The organism is Actinokineospora spheciospongiae (genome assembly GCF_000564855.1).
Classification (GTDB): domain Bacteria; phylum Actinomycetota; class Actinomycetes; order Mycobacteriales; family Pseudonocardiaceae; genus Actinokineospora; species Actinokineospora spheciospongiae.
In genome coordinates this window covers 26,570-43,943 of the sequence record NZ_AYXG01000027.1, presented here as the reverse complement: position 1 = coordinate 43,943, position 17,374 = coordinate 26,570, and the positions used below count along the sequence as shown (strand labels likewise).

17 protein-coding genes are annotated in these 17,374 nt (G+C 71.4%); 7 read left to right on the top strand and 10 right to left on the bottom strand.

What is annotated here, in order from left to right; translation table 11 throughout:
• Positions 1-41: 41 nt before the first annotated feature.
• From UO65_RS03405 to UO65_RS03390, 4 genes are read left to right on the top strand one after another with little or no spacing between them, the layout of a single operon-like run.
• Complete coding sequence (locus UO65_RS03405) at positions 42-998, top strand: NADP-dependent oxidoreductase (RefSeq protein WP_035278616.1); 957 nt, start codon at positions 42-44, stop codon at positions 996-998.
• 43 nt (positions 999-1,041) lie between these two features.
• Positions 1,042-2,595 carry an MFS transporter gene (locus tag UO65_RS03400; RefSeq protein WP_035278615.1) on the top strand — a complete coding sequence of 518 codons (1,554 nt, stop codon included), beginning with the start codon at positions 1,042-1,044 and terminating at the stop codon, positions 2,593-2,595.
• A gap of 23 nt (positions 2,596-2,618) precedes the next feature.
• On the top strand, positions 2,619-4,238 hold the full coding sequence (locus tag UO65_RS32980; RefSeq protein ID WP_084175265.1) for an FAD-dependent monooxygenase: 1,620 nt from the start codon (positions 2,619-2,621) through the stop codon (positions 4,236-4,238).
• Positions 4,235-4,645 carry a nuclear transport factor 2 family protein gene (locus UO65_RS03390; RefSeq protein WP_035278614.1) on the top strand — a complete coding sequence of 137 codons (411 nt, stop codon included), beginning with the start codon at positions 4,235-4,237 and terminating at the stop codon, positions 4,643-4,645. Before UO65_RS32980 ends, UO65_RS03390 begins: the two co-directional genes overlap by 4 nt.
• A 146-nt stretch (positions 4,646-4,791) precedes the next feature.
• Here the strand turns inward: UO65_RS03390 and UO65_RS03385 are convergent, their stop codons facing one another.
• From UO65_RS03385 to UO65_RS35430, 4 genes are all read right to left on the bottom strand, one after another.
• Entirely contained in the window at positions 4,792-5,613 is an 822-nt protein-coding gene (locus UO65_RS03385) for a helix-turn-helix domain-containing protein (protein ID WP_035278612.1), read from the bottom strand.
• Between the two features lie 168 nt (positions 5,614-5,781).
• The gene (locus UO65_RS03380; protein WP_152551961.1) at positions 5,782-6,180 is read right to left on the bottom strand and encodes a hypothetical protein; all 399 of its coding nucleotides are present in this window, start codon (positions 6,178-6,180) and stop codon (positions 5,782-5,784) included.
• Positions 6,177-7,022, bottom strand: a complete 846-nt coding sequence (locus UO65_RS03375) for a helix-turn-helix domain-containing protein (RefSeq protein WP_035278608.1) — start codon at positions 7,020-7,022, stop codon at positions 6,177-6,179. Before UO65_RS03375 ends, UO65_RS03380 begins: the two co-directional genes overlap by 4 nt.
• Positions 7,019-7,204: a hypothetical protein gene (locus tag UO65_RS35430; RefSeq protein WP_152551960.1), complete on the bottom strand. Its 186-nt coding sequence runs from the start codon at positions 7,202-7,204 to the stop codon at positions 7,019-7,021. Before UO65_RS35430 ends, UO65_RS03375 begins: the two co-directional genes overlap by 4 nt.
• Before the next feature lie 385 nt (positions 7,205-7,589).
• Here UO65_RS35430 and UO65_RS03365 point away from each other — a divergent pair, with 385 nt between their 5' ends.
• A complete protein-coding gene (locus tag UO65_RS03365) occupies positions 7,590-9,062 on the top strand; it encodes a helix-turn-helix domain-containing protein (RefSeq protein ID WP_233427425.1) in 1,473 nt (490 codons plus the stop codon).
• Positions 9,063-9,065: 3 nt separating this feature from the next.
• Here the strand turns inward: UO65_RS03365 and UO65_RS03360 are convergent, their stop codons facing one another.
• Entirely contained in the window at positions 9,066-9,938 is an 873-nt protein-coding gene (locus UO65_RS03360) for a helix-turn-helix transcriptional regulator (RefSeq protein WP_035278604.1), read from the bottom strand.
• A 146-nt stretch (positions 9,939-10,084) separates the two neighbouring features.
• On the opposite strand from UO65_RS03360, the gene UO65_RS03355 reads away from it, so the two are divergent.
• Together UO65_RS03355 and UO65_RS03350 are read left to right on the top strand one after the other, a co-directional pair.
• Positions 10,085-10,831, top strand: coding sequence for a dienelactone hydrolase family protein (locus UO65_RS03355; protein ID WP_035278602.1), 747 nt, complete (start codon positions 10,085-10,087; stop codon positions 10,829-10,831).
• Positions 10,832-10,885: 54 nt separating this feature from the next.
• Positions 10,886-11,275: a carboxymuconolactone decarboxylase family protein gene (locus UO65_RS03350; protein ID WP_035278600.1), complete on the top strand. Its 390-nt coding sequence runs from the start codon at positions 10,886-10,888 to the stop codon at positions 11,273-11,275.
• Positions 11,276-11,507: 232 nt separating this feature from the next.
• Here the strand turns inward: UO65_RS03350 and UO65_RS03345 are convergent, their stop codons facing one another.
• The 5 genes from UO65_RS03345 to UO65_RS03325 form a co-directional block, all read right to left on the bottom strand.
• On the bottom strand, positions 11,508-11,948 hold the full coding sequence (locus tag UO65_RS03345) for a hypothetical protein (RefSeq protein ID WP_035278669.1): 441 nt from the start codon (positions 11,946-11,948) through the stop codon (positions 11,508-11,510).
• Positions 11,949-11,959: 11 nt separating this feature from the next.
• The gene (locus tag UO65_RS03340) at positions 11,960-13,009 is read right to left on the bottom strand and encodes a DUF6745 domain-containing protein (RefSeq protein WP_233427424.1); all 1,050 of its coding nucleotides are present in this window, start codon (positions 13,007-13,009) and stop codon (positions 11,960-11,962) included.
• A 203-nt stretch (positions 13,010-13,212) separates the two neighbouring features.
• Entirely contained in the window at positions 13,213-14,475 is a 1,263-nt protein-coding gene (locus UO65_RS03335) for an alpha-hydroxy-acid oxidizing protein (RefSeq protein WP_035278598.1), read from the bottom strand.
• A gap of 373 nt (positions 14,476-14,848) precedes the next feature.
• Positions 14,849-16,207 (bottom strand): NtaA/DmoA family FMN-dependent monooxygenase, encoded by a 1,359-nt coding sequence (locus UO65_RS03330; protein WP_035278596.1) that lies wholly within the window; start codon positions 16,205-16,207, stop codon positions 14,849-14,851.
• 9 nt (positions 16,208-16,216) lie between these two features.
• Positions 16,217-17,341: an LLM class flavin-dependent oxidoreductase gene (locus UO65_RS03325; RefSeq protein WP_035278594.1), complete on the bottom strand. Its 1,125-nt coding sequence runs from the start codon at positions 17,339-17,341 to the stop codon at positions 16,217-16,219.
• Positions 17,342-17,374 lie beyond the last annotated feature (33 nt).

Genomic DNA, 17,374 nt, shown 5'->3' with positions numbered 1-17,374 from the left:
GGACAACCCCGCATGACAACACAGACACGAAGAGGAACGACATGAGCGAGCGCATGACCGTCATGCGGACCACCGCGGCCGGGGAGGCGGGGGCGGTGTTCGCCGCCGCCGAGGTGGACCGGCCCGCACCGCTGCCCACCGAGGTGCTGGTGAAGGTGCACGCGGCCGGGGTGAACCCGGTGGACTGGAAGGTCCGCGGCGGGGTGTTCCCCACCGGCGGCCTCGGCGCCCACCCGTTCGTGCAGGGCTGGGACGTGGCGGGCACGGTCGAGGCCGGTCCCCGGGTGACCCGCTTCTCCCCCGGCGACGAGGTGTTCGGCCTGCTGTGGTTCCCCCGGCAGGCCGGGGCCTACGGCGAGTACGTGACCGCCCCGGCCCGGCAGTTCGCCCGCAAACCCGCCGGGCTGAGCATGGTCGAGGCGGGGGCGCTGCCGATGGCGGGGCTGACCGCCTGGCAGACCCTGGTCGACGTGGCCGGGATCGGCGCGGGCAGCAAGGTGCTGGTCACCGCCGCCGCGGGCGGGGTGGGGCACCTGGCCGCGCAGATCGCGCACGCCCGCGGCGCCATCGTCACCGGCACCGCCCGTTCCGCCAAGCACGACTTCCTCGCCTCCCTGGGTGTGGACGACGCGGTCGACTACACGCAGGTCGAGGTGGGGCAGACCGTGCGCGGGCAGGACGTCGTGCTCGACCTGCTCGGCGGCCCGCACACCATCCCGCTGCTGGACACCCTGCGCCCCGGGGGGCTGCTGATCCTGACCATCGGCCTGATCAGCCCCGAGCTGGCCGCGGCCGCCGAGGCGCGCGGGGTGCGGGTCAGCCCGTTCCTCGTCGAACCCGACCACCAGGGCCTCGAAGCGCTGGCGCGGATGGTCGACCGCGGCGACCTGCGGGTGCACGTCGACCAGGTCTTCCCGCTGGCCGAGGTGGCCAAGGCGCACGAGGTCGGCGAGTCCGACCGCACCACCGGGAAGCTCGTGCTCAGCGTCGCCCGCTGAGCACCCGGTCTCGTCCGAAACCCTGCCCATCCGAGGAGTTCTCGTGTCCACACCCGCGGCGCGGCGCGCCACACCCCTGATCACCCTCATCGCGGTCTGCGTCTCCTGCGGGCTGCTGCCCGCCTCGCTCACCGGCACCTCCATCGCCCTGCCCGCCATCGGCTCCGACCTCGGCGCCGCCCTGGTCAGCCTCCAGTGGGTCGTCAACGCCTACAACCTGGCCTTCGCCGGGGTCATGCTGGCCGCGGGCGCGCTGGCCGACCTGCTGGGCCGCAAGCGGATGTTCGCCACCGGCCTGGTCGTGTTCGTCGCCTGCACCGCCGGCGTGGGCCTGGTGTCGGACATCGTCACCATCGACGTCCTGCGCGCGGTCGCGGGCATCGGCGCCGCCATGGTGCTGACCGCGGGCTCGGCGCTGCTGGCGCAGGCCTACAGCGGCCCGGCGCAGATGAAGGCGTTCGGCGCGCTCGGGTCCTCCTTCGGCCTCGGCCTGGCGCTCGGCCCGTCCACCTCCGGCATCCTCGTCGACCTGTGGGGTTGGCGGTCGGTGTTCCTCGTGCACGCCGCGATCGCGCTGGCCGTGCTGGTGGCGCTGCCGTCGCTGCGCGAGTCGCGCGACCCGGAGGCCACCGGGGTCGACTGGAAGGGCACCACCACGTTCAGCGGTGGGCTCGTCGCGCTGACCCTGGCGCTGGTGGAGGGCCCGCAGCGCGGCTGGGCCGACCCGCTGGTGCTGGCCCTGTTCGCGGTGTTCGCCGTGCTCATCGCCGGGTTCGTGGTGGTGGAGCGGGCGCAGGTGCGGCCGATGTTCGACCTGAACCTGTTCCGCCAGCCCAGGTTCGTCGCGGTGTGCCTGATGCCGGTGCTGCTGGCGTTCGGGTTCGTCTGCCTGCTGGTGTTCCTGCCGTCGTTCTTCATCGGCATCGCCGGGATGGGCCCGCAGCAGGCCGGGCTGACCATGCTGCTGCTGACCGTGCCGGTGCTGGTGTTCCCGGTGATCGCGGGCGCGGTGGTCAAGGCGGTGCCCACGCACGTGCTGCTCGGCCTGAGCCTGGTCCTGGTCGCCGCCGGTGCCGCCTGGCTGACCACGATCGACCGCGACGCCGCCACCGCCACCCTGATCGGCCCGCTGCTGGTCATCGGCACCGGCGTCGGCATCTCCTTCGGCCTGCTCGACGGCGCCGCGATCGGCACCGTGGACCCGGCCCGGGCGGGCATGGCCGCGGGCATGTTCAACACCATGCGCCTCACCGGTGAGGCGGTGGCCATCGCGGGCATGGGGTCGCTGCTGGTCAGCCTCACCCAGGGCAGGCTCGCCGACGGCATCGCCGCCCACCCCGGCACCGGCGAGGTCGGCGAGATCGCCAACGACCTGGCCCAGGGCAAGCTCGGCGAGGTCGCCGCCACCGTCCCGGAGGCCGCCCGCGGCGGGTTCGTCGACTTCGCCGCCACCGCCTACACCGGCGCCTTCCACACCGTGCTGTGGATTCTGGCCGCGGTCTGCGCCGTCGGCGCCCCGGTGATCGTGCTCATGCTGCGCGAGCGCGCCACCACCCCGTCCCCCGAGGCCGACGCCGCGCTCCCCGCCGCGTCCTGACCTCCCGACCCAGGAGCAAGCCGATGAGACAGTCCCTCCCCGTCCTCGTGGTCGGCGCGGGCCCGGTCGGGCTCACCGCCGCCGCCGAACTGGCCCGCCGCGGCGTCCCGGTCCGGCTGGTCGACAAGGCCGACGGGCCCAGCCCGCTGACCAAGGCCCTGATGGTGTGGCCGCGCACCCTGGAGGTCTTCCGCCTCCTCGGCGGCGCCGAGCACATCGAGACCCGCGGCCTGCCGGTCGAGTCGTTCCGCTACTACTCCGACGCCCGGCAGATCTGCCGCATCCCGTTCGGCCGGGAGACCCAGCCCGCGGTCATCACCCAGCCGGACGTGGAGGACCTGCTCCGCAAGGCCCTCGCCGACGCGGGCGGCACCATCGAGTGGTCCACCACCCTCTCCACCCTGTCCCAGGACGACGACGGCGTCACCGCCACCCTGCTGGGCCCCGACGGCCAGGAGTCCACGGAGCGCTTCGCCTACCTGGTCGGCGCCGACGGCGCGAGCAGCCTGGTCCGCAAGCAGATCGGCCTGGAGTTCCAGGGCGCCACCTACGCCAACGTCTTCATCCTCGCCGACGTCGCCGTGGACGGCGACCTTCAGCGCGACGCCGTGCACTACTACTGCTCGGGCGCGGGCATCCTGGTCATGGTCCCGCTCTACAACGGCCGCTTCCGCGTCTTCACCGCGGGCCCGCCCGGGATGAAGCCGGAGGACCTCACCGAGGAGGTCCTGCAGGATTACGTCGACCGCCGCGGCCCCGGCGGCCTGCGCCTGCACGACGTGTCCTGGAAGACCACGTTCAACATCCACGCCCGCCACACCGAGAAGTTCCAGGTCGGCCGCGTCTTCCTGGCGGGCGACTCCGCCCACGTGCACAGCCCGGCGGGCGGCCAGGGCCTCAACACCGGCGTCACCGACGCGCACAACCTGGCCTGGAAGCTGGCCCTGGTCCACCGCGGCACGGCCACCCCGGCCCTGTTCGACAGCTACGGCGTCGAACGCGCCGCGGTGGCGGCGGCGGTCGTCAAGCAGGCCGAGGTCCAGACCAAGGCGTGGATGCTCAAGAAGAAGTGGCAGTCGGTCGCCAGGGACGTGGCGGCCGGGCTGGCGCAGAAGCTCGGCCTGTTCGACCGCTACTACTCCCCGTGGCTGGCGGGCCTGACCAACTCCTACCCGGAGAACTTCGCGGTGTCCGGCCCGGTCACCCGCAGCGCGGGCACCGCCCGCGACCGCATCCTCAGCGGCCACCTCCTGCCCGCGCACGACGTCCGGGTGGGTTCGGAGGTGGCGGGCCTGCGCGCCTCGATGCCCATCGACCGCTACACCCTCCTGGTCTGCCTCCCCGACCCCTCCCTGGGCCGCCAGGCCCAAGCGGCGGTCGACGGCCTGCTGGCCACCCACCCGGACCTCCTGACCACCCGCGTCCTCACCGGCGACGGAGTCCTCTCGGACAACCCACGGCTGGGCTGGCTGGCGTCGAGCCAGTCGAAGCTGTTCAGCCCCAAGAGCTTCACGGTCGCACTGGTCCGCCCCGACGGCTACGTGGCCGCCGTGGACACCACCCCCGACCTGCCCACCCTGCGCGCCCACCTGACCACCATCGCCGTCCCCGCCGCACCGGCACACAAGGAGAAGACCGCATGACCAGCGTCACCGTCCGCGACACCGCCGCCACCATCCAGGAGTTCTTCACCCGCTTCGGCGCGGGCGACGTCCCCGGCATGGTGGAACTGTTCGCCACCCCCGTGGACTTCGCCGTCGCGGGCGCCGAGGACATCGTCCCGTGGACCGGCCCCCGCACCGACCACCCGTCGGTCACGGAGTTCCTGCGCATCGCCACCGAGGACATCACCACGGAGAAGTTCGACATCACCAAGATCATGGTCGACGGCACCGACGGAGTCGTCCTGGGCGCCTTCGCCCACCGGATCACCCGCACCGGCAAGCTCTTCGAAAGCACCTTCGCCCTGCACATCCAGGTCACCGAAGGCCTGATCACCAAGTACCACATGTTCGAAGACAGCCACCGCGCCGCCCAGGCCTGGAGCTAGTCGGATCTTCCCCTCGGAAGCCTCACCGAATCCCCTGGTCCGGGGTTCCCGAGGTGGAGGAAGCGGGCTCTGTTCTCCGTGTTCGGAGACCAGAGCCCGCTCTGCTTTCCGCGACACGAGTGGACGTGGTCAGCGAGGACTCCGGGTCATCGGGACCGGCCAGGACCAGTGGTGTCGGTCAGGATCTCGCGCGCGTGGTCCACGGTGAGCGAGGCGGCCTCGGCGCGGTGGAGGAAGGTGGTGTGGGTGGCGGTCGCGGCGGGGTGTTCCAGGAGGACGGTGGTGTTGTGGTGTTCGATGTGGACCACCGGCGGGAAGTGGTCGATGCCCAGGACCCGGAACCCGGGCTCGGGCGGAACCGCTGCGGGCAGCAATCGAATCCTGTGCAGGTGGGTGTCGCGCAGGTGGTGAAGCTGTTCGCGCATCACAGCCACGGGTACACCGGGGTGTTGCAGGGATCGGGGATGCAGAAGGAACATGCTGATCTCCATCGCCCGCGCGGACGCGGCGGTGGGCGTGGAGTGCGCGGCGGTGGTGTGGGTGATTGCGTCGTTGTAGGCGTTGGTGCGCAGCGGGCGGGGGATGAGGTGGGAGGCGAAGCAGGTGATGGTTTCCGCGATGTGCTCGACCTGGTCGACCGGGTTCTCCTCGGCGTCGGTCATGAGGAGCCAGTCGGTGAGGTCGGCGTCGGCGGTCAACCGGTAGAGGTGGCGTCGGCGGGCGGGGTGGATGTCGAGCAGGCTGCACAGGCCGCCGATCTCCAGGGCGGTGGGAACCCGGCGACCGGTCATGACCCGGTTGAGCATCGCCGGACTCATCGACATCCCTGCGGCGAGATTCCGGGTGGTGAAGCCCCGTGCCTGTCGGGCGGCGTCGAGTTCGCGGGCCAACAGCAGCCCGCGCAGGGTCTTCGCACGGGCCCCGGGTTCCTCGGCGGTTGCGGGGGCAGTGGTGGTGGGTGTGGGCATCGATGTTGTTCCTCGGCTCGTGCTGGTGGTGGGAACGTGGCGGGACCACCCCGGGGCATGAGGTGATCCCGCCACGGTCGAACAGGTGGGTCACCCGGGTGATGGGGCACCGCACCGGACCTGGTGTCGCATCTCGACCTGGGCAGAAGCACATCGCCTGACCTGCTGTCATCCGCGATCGGGTGGGGGTGGGGTTCGTGTCAGCTCCGCTTGTCGCTGCTGCGTCATGGCCAGGAGTTCATCGGCATCCACAGGAATCCACGGGGCGGCCGGTTCATCCGGGAAGGCGTCCAGCAGTCGGGTCATCTCCCGGCAGCCGTCGACCTGCCGAATCCAGGTGAGGTTCGAGGCGGCGAACCAGCGGCCACCGAAGACCACACCGTTGCCCTTCTCGCCCGTCACGATGAAGTCGCGGCAACCCGCACCGACGCGGTACGCGCCGATGACCCCCGAACTGTCGGGTGGCTCGACGTGCAGGGTCCAGCCGTCGGCCACCAGTGTGCTGCGCAGGTCCACCGTCGTCGTGCGGTGCCCGGGCCTGGTGCACGTCCTGGGTGTGTTCGTCATGGGTACAGGCCTGCGGTGCGTTCGTGATCGGCGGCGAACCGGGCCAGAAGCCCGGCGCTCTCGGCGGGGGTGGCGGCGATCGAGAGGAGGTCGTCCACCGACTTTTCGATGTCCTCGGTGTGGGATGGGTCGTCGAGCAGCCCGGAGGCTGTGCCGGACCACAGGTGCACCACAGTGGGCTTGTCGGTGATCCGGTACACCGCGCAGTTGCCGGGGCTGCGGTACCCGCCTTCCTTGAACGGGATCACCCGCACCGTGATCGGTCTGCCGTGCACCAAAGCCAGCAGGTGACGCAGTTGCTGTGCCATCGCCGTCGGACCGCCCACCGGGCGACGCAACACCGCCTCATCGAGGATCAGGGTCCGCTGCGGCTGGGTGGGCTCCAACAGGACCTCGCGCCTGCACGCGGCCCGGGTCAGCGCCGCGTGGGTGTCGACGGGGCGGTTCCACCACAAGGCCCGCGTGTAGGAAGACACCTGGGCCACCAGGGGAATCTCGGTGGTGGAGAACTCGACCACTGAACGGGCATCCCGCTCCACCAACCTGACCGCCAGCTCGTGCGAGGGTGGCATGTTCGTCGTCTCCCACCACCCGCCGGCCTGCGGCCCGTCCGCGAGCGCCGACACCTGCGCCCGCACGGCTCCCGTGGCCCGGTAGGCGGCCAACGCCGCCCCCACCTCCACCGGCTCAAACCGCCGCCGGGCGTTCTCCGAACGGTTCAACGACGCCGCAGACATCCCCAACCAGGACGCCGCCTGCCGGGTCGTCAACCCGCGATCACGACGACACCGCGCCAACGTCATGCCCAGAACCCGATGCCGAACATCGACATCCGCCATCATCGCGCACCTCGGGTGGATGCTGCCGCGCTGATCCATGCCCGGGCGATCACAGCCAAACCGTGGTGGTCGAACCACTGCAAGGCCAACGGCTTGGCAATCGTGGCGACGATCGGCTGAGGCCCCTCGATCACCGGCCCGGGAAACCGACGATCCCGGACGATGAACACCCGCTTCTCCTCCACGCACACACCACGCAACACTGCGATCGCACTGTCACCCGCCGCCAACCGGAACGTGTGACCACCCTCGAAGACCCTGGTGCACGCCATCCGCCCGACTCGATCGGACGGCGTTACGAATTGCCACGTCACCACCCACCCCCAGGCCATGCCGAAACGATTGGAAACAGCATCAGGTAGAACCTCAAGCTCCACAGGCCACATAGATATGGCCGTTGATCGAGGGGCGAGACCAGTCTCGGCGAAACGGGTGCTGCTGGAGTCACACCACTACACTTGTCCCCGGACGGTCGGACGTCCAAGGTCTGATTGACCTAACGTCTGACCTGATATGCCAACTAGGGATAACCGCAGGTCAGGATCGTTTACTAGCGAGCGGAGAAGTGACTTGGGCGAGGAGACGTGGTTGTCCCCGATGAACCCAGAGGGTGTGGAGGTCGACACCAGTGTGGTCGGTGAGACCCTCAAAACCTACCGGGCGAAGCACAGCCTGAGCCAGGCCGATCTTGCCCAGATCCTCCACGTCGACCAGTCCTACATCTCCAAGGTCGAGAACGGGCAGCGGACGATCCGCGACATCGACACCCTCCTGCACATCGCCACTCAACTCGATCTGCCGCCAAGACAACTGGGGATTTCCGATGAGATCCTGCGGCCGATACCGCTTCCGTCGGCTGCTCCGCTGGTCGGCGGAATCGACCCTGTGCAGCACAGCCAGCAAGAATGGCGCAAGCTACGGCGAGCTCTCAACAGCGGCAGAGGCGATCTCGCACGAGTGGCGGCGTCGCTGTACTCGCCTGGGCTTCTTGCCACAGGTGCGCCCTTCCTCGCCCCTGACGCTTGGACACCCGCTCACCCCTTGCCTCTGGAGGGCATCACCCTCGAATGGGAGAACACCGCAACTCCGATCTTGGTCACGGGCACCGAGGCGGAGGCATGTGGTGTCCTCCCTCTGAGGGTGTCGGGCAAGCGTTACGACCGGTACACATCCGCCATTCGCTATCTCGACCCACCCGCGCTGTTCGAGAACCGCCCCAGCTACCGCCTCGTGGATGCCGACCTGGCCAGCACCAAGCCTCGGCTGCGGTTCGGGTTGGGCACCTACTTCGACAAACTAGACCTGTCGGAGGCCATCGCCCACGAACTCGCAGGAGCCGCCAACCGCAAGTCCGAACCCGGTTGGGAAGACCTCCCACTGCGGGGACTCGTGGGCGATCCATTCGACCTGCGCCGACGTGCCGTCATGCCGGCGATCGAAACCCTCACCCTCCGGCGAAACACCGACACCGGCCAAGCGACCTTCTTCCTGCACTGGCGCGACCCGGCGAAGGTGGCCACCGCAGCCGGGATCTACGGACTCATCCCGGCAGGGGAGTTCCAACCGTCGACCATCGCGACCTGGGACCGCGAGAACGACTTCGACCTCTGGCGCAACATCGTCCGGGAGTACTCCGAGGAGTTGCTCGGCGAACCCGAGCGCGACGGTTCACAAGGGGTGCCGCTCGACTACGAGTCCTGGCCGCTGTACCGGGGCCTGCAAACCGCTCGCACCGCAGGGAAAGTCCGCCCCTTCTGCCTGGGGATCGGACTGGACACCCTCACCCTGACCGCCACCATCCTCACCGCCGTGGTCATCGACGACGACGTGTTCGACACCCTCTTCGGCGACTTCGTCGCCGTCAACGCCGAAGGACACCTCGTCACCGCGTCGGACACCACCGCCGTCACCGACGGCCTGCCCTTCGACGAACCCTGCGTGCACCGGCTCCTCACCGACGAACCGATGGCCTCACCCGGCGCCTGCATCCTCGACCGCGCCTGGCGCCTCCGGCACCAACTCCTCGGCCGCCAAGCGGGCTGAGGGTCAATCGGTGACCGGTTCCTGGTGCGGCTGGGTGCGCTCCGCGGGCGGGGCCGTCCACATCATCAGCAGCTCCAGCGCAGCCGCCGCCGGGCTCGCCGGTTCCGGGGAGAAGGTGACCAGCCGCTGGTCCGCCTCCCCCGGGAGTTCGAAGTTCTCGAACCGCAAGGCCAGTTCGCCCACCACCGGGTGGCGGAAGCGCTTGGTGCCGTGGGTGCGCTGCTTGACGTCGCGGCCCGCCCACAGGGTGCGGAAGACCTCGCTCTTCATCGTCAGCTCCCCCAGCAGGGTGGCCAACGCCTCGTCGTTGGGGTGGCGGCTGGCGGCGAGGCGCAGCGCACCCGCTGTGGCGCGCTGGACGTCGTGCCAGTCGACGAAGCGGTTCTGGCTTTCCGGGGAGAGGAAGCCGAAGCGGGCGAGGTTGCGGTCCTTGGGGGTGGTGGCCGGGAAGTCGAAGAAGAGTTGGCGGGAGAGGTGGTTCCAGGCGAGGACGTCCATGCGGTGGTTGATGACCAGGGCGGGGATGCGGTCCATCATGCCCAGCAGCTGCGCCAGTTCGGTGCGGGCGCGTTCGGCCCTGGGCGCCCTGGGGGTGGACGTCCTGGGGTTGGCCAGGCCCTCCAGGTAGCGGCGTTCGACGTCGTCGAGTTCGAGGGCCCTGGCGAGGGAGTCCAGGACGCCCTCGGAGGGGCGTTGGGCGCGGCCCTGTTCCAGGCGGACGTAGTACTCGACGCTGATGCCCGCCAGGGCGGCGACCTCCTCGCGGCGCAGACCGGCGACCCGGCGGCGGCTGATGACCTCGATGCCCGCGCGGGCGGGGTCGAGGCGGGCGCGTCGGGACTTGAGGAACCGGCCCAGCTCGTTGCGATCGTCCACGCGCCCAGTGTGCCGCACCTCCGCAGCCGCAGCGTGGGTCTGCCAGTACCAGTAACGGCAGGGGTCTGGATGGGGGACCGCTTGGGCACCAGAGTTCACCCCGGGCGCCGGGTCGGCGCCGAACCCCGCACGAAAGGCTCGACCGCATGTGCCACAGCACCGACAGCAGGCCCCCCGCCCTCGACAACCCCGGTGAGGTCGCCGAAGAAGGTCTGCTGGAGCTGACCTCGGCGGACGGCACGGCGTTCTCGGCGTTCCGCGCGATCCCCGCCGCGCCCAACGGGGTCAACATCGTGATCCTGCCGGACATCCGCGGCACGCACCCCTACTACCAGGCGCTGGCGAACCGGTTCGCCCAGGCCGGGTACACCGTCGCGGCGATCGACTACTACGGGCGGACCGCCGGGCCGGGGCTGCGCGACGAGAACTTCGAGTGGAAGCCGCTGCTGCCGCAGGTCAAGTCGGAGGAGGTGGCCGCGGACGTGGCCGCCGCCGCCGAGTACCTGACGGAGTTCAACACCGGTCCGGTGTTCACCGTGGGGTTCTGCTTCGGTGGCGGGCAGTCGTGGCGGATGTCGGCGACCGACCTCGGGGTCACCGGGTCGATCGGCTTCTACGGGCTGCCGCGGCTGGTGGAGGACGTCGTCGACGACATCTCCGCGCCGCTGCTGCTGCTGCTCGCCGGGGAGGACGTGGCGACCTCGCAGGACGAGTTCCAGGCGTTCGCGGGCAAGCTCGACGCCGCGGGCAAGGACTACGACCTGCACGTCTACGAGGGTGCGCCGCACTCCTTCTTCGACGCCACCTACGAGCAGTGGCAGGAGGCGTGCGACGACGCCTGGGCCCGGATGGTCACCTTCATCGAGACCCACTCGGCGAAGGTCCCCGCCTGATCCCGGTGGTGGGGCGGCACCCGCCCCACCACCCCCGGCCGAAGGAGCACCACCGTGAGCACCGAACGCTTCGAGCGCGGCGCCGCCCGCCTGGCCGAGATGGGCGGCGACATCGACAACATCGTCGCCCCGCTGGCCGAGGTGGCCCCGGACCTGGCCCGGTTCGTGGGCGAGTTCGCCTTCGGCGACCTCTACACCCGCCCCGGCCTGGACCTGCGGCAGCGGCAGCTCGCCACCATCGCCGCCCTGGTCACCCTGGGCGACACCGAGCGGCAGTTGCGGTTCCACATCAACGCCGCGCTCACCGTGGGCCTCACGCCCGCGGAGATCGTCGAGACGATCATCCACCTGCTGGCCTTCGCCGGTAACCCGCGCGTGTTCAACGCCATGCTGGTCGCCAAGTCGGTCTTCGCCGACCGCGACCTGCTCCCGGTCGTCGGCTGACCCACTCCCCCCGCCGGGCGCCACCACCCGGACCCGGACCCCGCGACGGGTTCCGGGGGGACCGGTGGTCGCGCCCGGGCGGTCAGCCGACGGGGAAACACCCCGGTGCCCCGCCCTCCCCCGGCGGGGCACCGGGGTTTCCGCTTTCCGCGCGGACCACGGGCGACCGGATCGTGGTGGTGAACCCGCAACCCGGGCACGGGCACACCAGCCCGCCCACCCGGTGCGACCCCTAGTCGCAGACGAGGGTCGAGGTCGAGCGGAAGCGGGCGGTGCCGCGTTCCTGTTGGCGGCGGACGACCCACTCGCCGGGGGCGATGCCGGTGCCGCCGTGTTCGGGGTGGACGAGGTGGACCGGTGCGGTGTTGCGGATGAGCGCGATGGCCAGGCGCAGGGGTTCGTGGACATGGATGGTCCACTCGCAGGTGCCCGGGTCGGCGGTGAGGGTGTGCGGGTTGGCACCGTTGGCGCCGCGGACGAGTTCCACGCCCGCGCGGGGGACGGGGGACCACCGGGCCCAGGAGTCCTCGGTGACGACGGGGACCAGGGCGCGGGGGATGATGATGAGGTCGCCCTGGGCTTGCAGGCCGTCGATGACGGGGATGGCGACCTGGAGTTCCAGGTGGTCGAGGACGGTCAGGCCGGTGCGGTCGAGAAGCTGTGCGAGTTCCACGTTGATCACCTCTAGGTTCGTCGTAGGAGTTGGGCGTACTGGGGGCCGGTGAGGCCGTAGGACCAGGCGGCGGCCTCGACCGGGTCGTCCAGCCAGGGCGGGACGCGCAGGCCGTAGCGGCGGCGGGTGCCGTCGCGCTCGACCGAGCCGTTGACCGCCAGCAGGAGGCGGGACGGGCGGTCCCAGCGGGGCAGGTCGTAGAGGAGCAGTTCGCAACCGGGGTTGCCGGGGTCGGGCGCGCGGCCGACGGCGGTCGTACCCGCGTCGTCGAGGTAGGCCTCCCAGCCGATGTTCTCGATGGCGCAGCGGCGGACCTCGATGTTGGCCTCGGCGCTGATCCGCTCGGCGGTGGGGTCCTCGATCACCCAGGCGGGCACCCTGGTTCCCCGCCAGGCGTGCACCGACCACCCGTCGGGGTAGCGCAGGGCCGGGCCGTCCGCGCTGTGCGGGCGCCAGTCCTCGGTGTGCACGGATTCGGGCCGCTCGGCCACGACGCAGACGCCCTCGCGCGGCCACCACCACCCGCAGGAGCGGGCGAGGGTGGTCCACAGGGTGAGGAAGTGCTCGTCGCGCGGGGACCGGCGGGTGCCCAGCAGCCGCGCGCAGGCGTCGTGCCAGCCGACCCAGTCCGCGTCGTGCTGCCCGTACCAGCGCACCGCCGACCGGCCCGCCTCGGCGGCCACCACCGCCACCACACCCTCGCGGACGACCCGGCGCAGCTCGCCGTGCACCATGTTGTCCACAAAGGATCGCGCGGTGGCCGGGCAGGCGGTGCGCTCACCGGGTTCCCCCGGCAGGCCCCACGGCCGCAGGTCCCGTTCGAGCCTGTCGCGAACCCGCGCGGTCCGGGTGGCGAACTCGACCGCGACCCGATCACCCGCCGCCGAACCGATGTCCGCGCGGACCGCGGCGGGGGACCCCACCCACTCGAACGCGGGCGGCGGTCTGCCGATGATGGCGTAGAACTCGGAGATGACCGCCTCGGCGGTGGACCGGTCCGCGGGTTCGGTGGCGAAGGCGTACTCCAGCCACTCCCGGCGGACTTCCTCGACTTGGGACACCAGTTCTGAGACCCGGTATCCCCCGGCGCGCGACCTGCGCCGCGCCCGGCGACTCAAGAGATCAGGGCGCACGCGCCCTTTCGACTCGACATGCGGCAATGGTGGCAGCAGGCGGCGGTCGCGCGCAAGTGGTTGTCGCACCGACTCGCCGCGACGCGTGGTCCACCGCCCCCCGCCCGCCCGAGCTTCGCGCAGGACACGGCTCAGCGGCAGACCACAGTGTCCGGGGTGATCTCGTCCAGCGAAGCCACCCCGGACAACCCCATGGTCAGGTCGAACTCCGCCAGCACGTTGCGCACCACATCAGCCACTCCCCCGCTGCCACCCACGGCGAGACCGTAGATGTGCGGCCGCCCCAAGGTCACCGCGTTCGCCCCCAGCGCCAACGCCTTGAACACGTCCGCCCCCGTGCGGACACCGCTGTCGAGCAACACCGGGTACTCCGCCCCGATCGCCTTCCGAACGGCGACCAGGGCGTCCAGGGACGCGGTGGCGCCGTCGACCTGGCGACCACCGTGGTTGGACACCATGACGGCGTCCACACCGAGGTCGACGGCGGTGCGGGCGTCGTCCGGGTGCAGGATTCCTTTGAGGACGATGGGCAGCTTGGTGCGCTCGCGCAGACCCGCGATGTGGTCCCAGTTGAGCGCGGGGTTGGAGTAGACGTCGAGGAAGGTCTCCACCGCCGCGCGGGGGATGGGCGAGCGGAGGTTGTCCAGGAAGCGGCCGGGGTGTTCGCGGGAGATGGACAGCAGGGTGCGCACGGCGGCGGGGGTGATCTTCACGTCGCGGGCCGGACCGCCGGTGCGGGCGCGGACCAGCTCGCGGAAGCGGGGGTCCGAGGTGTACTGGGCGATGCCGATGCCCTGGGAGAACGGGAGGCTGCCCAGGTTGAGGTCCTGCGGTCGCCAGCCGAGCATGGTGGTGTCGAGGGTGACCACCACCGCGCCCGCCCCGATCGCCGTCGCCCGCGCCAGGAAGCTGTCGACCAGTTCCTCGTCGCGGCTCCAGTAGAGCTGGAACCAGCGCGGGGCGTCGCCCATGGCTGCGGCGGTGCGCTCCATCGGGCTGCTGCCCTGGCAGGAGAAGATGTACGGCACCCCCGCCTCGGCCGCGCCCCGCCCGATCAGCACGTCCGCGTCCCTGGCCACCAGACCCGCCGCCCCGACGGGGGCCAGCAGCAGCGGAGCGGCGAGGTGGGTGCCGAGCAGGGTGGTGGACGTGTCCCGCTCGGCGACGTCGCGCAGCATGCGGGGAACGATCTCGTACCGGTCCAGGGCCGCCCGGTTCGCGGCCATGGTCGCCCCCTCCCCCGCCCCGCCCTCGACGTAGGCCCACGCCTTGCGCGAGCAGCGGCGCCGAGCGGCCGCTCGCAGCGCGGCGGCGTCGGTGGGGACGCGGGGTCGGGTGCCGGACACACCGGCCCGGTAGATCGCCTCTTGCCGAGCCCGACCCGATTCGACCATGCCGCCACTCCCTCACCCTCGCTACCCACCAGTAGCCTACGAGACACCCCCACCCCCGGCACCACCGCGCGGCCCGGCCACCGACCATCACCCGATGGGGGCAGCGCGGCGGGGTGGCGGCAACGCGGGGCAGCAGGGCGGGCGGGGCAGCGCAAGACAGCGGTGTGGGCGGCGCGGGGCGGTGGCGGCGGGGCGGGCACCTGCCGGTCAGCGCCGGACACAGCACCCGCCACGCGCACCCGCAACCACCCGCCCGAGCGGGCGGCCCCAAGCGGGCGGCGTTCCGCCTGCCCGCTCTCGACCGGCACCGGCGACCGGAAGCCCTCGTGGCAACGCGGAACCCCGGCCACCGCACCTCGGGTTCAGCAGCCGCTCACGGCTGGTCGAGGCCGAGGTGTTCGCGCAGCGTGGTGCCCGTGTACTCGGCCCGGAAGACCCCCCGTTCCTGCAGGAGTGGGACGACGGTGTCGGCGAACTCGTCGAGGCCGCCGGGGGTCACGTGCGGGACCAGGATGAAGCCGTCGCTGGCGTCTGCCTGGACCAGGTCGTCGATGCGGGTGGCGATCGTCTCGGCGGAGCCGATGAAGTTCTGGCGGCCGGTGACCTCGATGATCAGTTCACGGCTGGTGAGGCCCTTGGCCTCGGCCAGGGCCCGCCACTCGTGGGCGGTGGCCACCGGGTCCCGGTGCATCCGCACGCTGGCCCGGCCCTTGGCGACCGTGTTCTCCCCCACGACCGGGTCGAAGGCGGGCAGTGGGCCGTCCGGGTCGTGGGTGCTGAGGTCGGTGTTCCAGAGCTGTTCCAGGAACTTGATGGCTGTGGCGGGGCTGACCTGCTGCTTGCGCACGACGTCGGCCTTCTCCGCGGCGTCGGCGTCGGTGTCGCCGAGGACGAAGGTGGCGGCGGGGAGGACCTTGAGCTGGTGGTCCTGCCTGCCGTACTTGGCCAGCCTGCCCTTGACGTCGGCGTAGAACGCCTGGCCCGCCTCCAGGGTGCCGTGCCTGCTGAAGATGGCGTCGGCGGTGGCGGCGGCGAATTCGCGGCCCTCGTCGGAGTCGCCCGCCTGGAGGATGACCGGGCGGCCCTGGGGGCTGCGCGGGACGGTGAACCGGCCGGAGATGTCGAAGTGCTCGCTGCGGTGGGCGAAGGTGCCCGCCGCCGGGTCGCTGAGGAAGGTGCCGGTGTCCTTGTCGGCCACCACCTCGTCGCCCTTCCACGAATCGAACAGTTCCCAGGTGGTGCGCAGGAACGTCTCGGCGCGGGAGTAGCGCTGCTCCTGCGGGAGGAACCCGCCGCGGCGGAAGTTCTCGCCGGTGAAGGCGTCCCACGAGGTGACCACGTTCCACGCGGCCCGGCCGTCCGACAGGTGGTCGAGGGAGGCGAACTGGCGGGCCACCTCGTAGGGCTCGTTGAAGGTGGAGTTGATCGTGCCCGCCAGGCCCAGCCGGTCGGTCACCGCGGCGAGGGCGGCCAGCACGGTGAAGGTGTCCGGGCGGCCGACCACGTCCAGGTCGTAGATCTCGCCGCCCTGCTCGCGCAGGCGCAGGCCCTCGGCGAGGAAGAACAGGTCGAACTTGGCCCGTTCGGCGGTCTGCGCCAGGTGGACGAAGGAGCGGAAGTCGATGTGACTGCCCGCCGCCGGGTCGCTCCACACGGTGGTGTTGTTGACACCGGGGAAGTGCGCGGCGAGGTGGATCTGCTTGCGGGGCTTGCCTTCCGGCGTGACGGTCACCGGTCCTCCTCAGGCGGTCGCGTAGCGGTTGGCGGGGCGCGGCAGGCCGAGCAGCCCGCGCAGGGTGTCGGCCTCGTAGCCGGAGCGGAACGCGCCGCGGGCGCGCAGTTCGGGCACCAGGCCGCGGGTGATGGCGGTCAGGTCGTCGGGGATCGCGCCGGGGCGCAGGCGGAAGCCGGTGAGGCCCGCGGCGTGCCAGTCCAGCAGCAGGTCGGCCAGTTCGGCGGGGGTGCCGGTGAACACGTGCGCGTCGGAGGCGTAGGCCCTGCCCGCGGTCTCGTCGAGGCGGGCGAGCCGGTCGGCGGCGGCGCCGGGCTTGTCGTCGAGGAACACGACCAGGTCGGCGAACACGTGCGGCAGGCCGTTCAGGCGGGCCACGATCCGCTCGGCGTCACTCCGGTCAGTCGGGGTGACGTAGGCGAGGTCGGTCGACCCCGCCGCGAACCGGAAAGGGATCTCCGCGTGCGCCAGGGCGGTGACCAGCGGTTGGCCCTGCGGCGGCCGGGGCGTGATGGACGGTCCCTTGACCGAGAACGCGGCGCCCTCGAAGTCGATGTAGTGCAGCCTGTCCCGGTCGACGAACCGGCCGGTGGCCGCGTCGCGGATCTCCGCGTCGTCCTCCCAGCTGTCCCACAGCCTGCGCACGACCTCGACGTAGTCGGCGGCCTCGGTGAACAGCGAGTCGCGGTCCTCCTCGGGGTCGCGGCGGCCGAAGTGCGGGTACTCGTGCGGGCGCCCCACCCGGACCCGGACCCCGGCGCGGCCGGTGCTGACGTAGTCCAGGGTGGCGATGGCCTTGGAGATGTGGAACGGCTCGGTGTGCGTGGTGACCACCGTGGGCACCAGCCCGATGCCCATGGTGAGCGGGGCGACCCTGGCGGCGATGAGCACGGCGTCGAGCCGCCCGCGCACCCGGTCGGTGGCCTCCGGGGACCCGCCGCGCTGCAACGCGAGGGTGTCCTCGAAGGTGACGAAGTCCAGGGCGGCCGACTGCGCCTCGCGGACCAGGTCGGTCCAGTAGCGGGCGGAGAACAGCTCGTCCGGCCGGGCCAGCGGCTCGCGCCAAGCGGCCGGGTGCCAGCCCGCGCCGTCGAGCGCGACGGCGAGGTGGGGTCCGGGGTCAGGGGTCGTCATGCGGGATCTCCTTCCGGTCCGTCCTGGCCGATT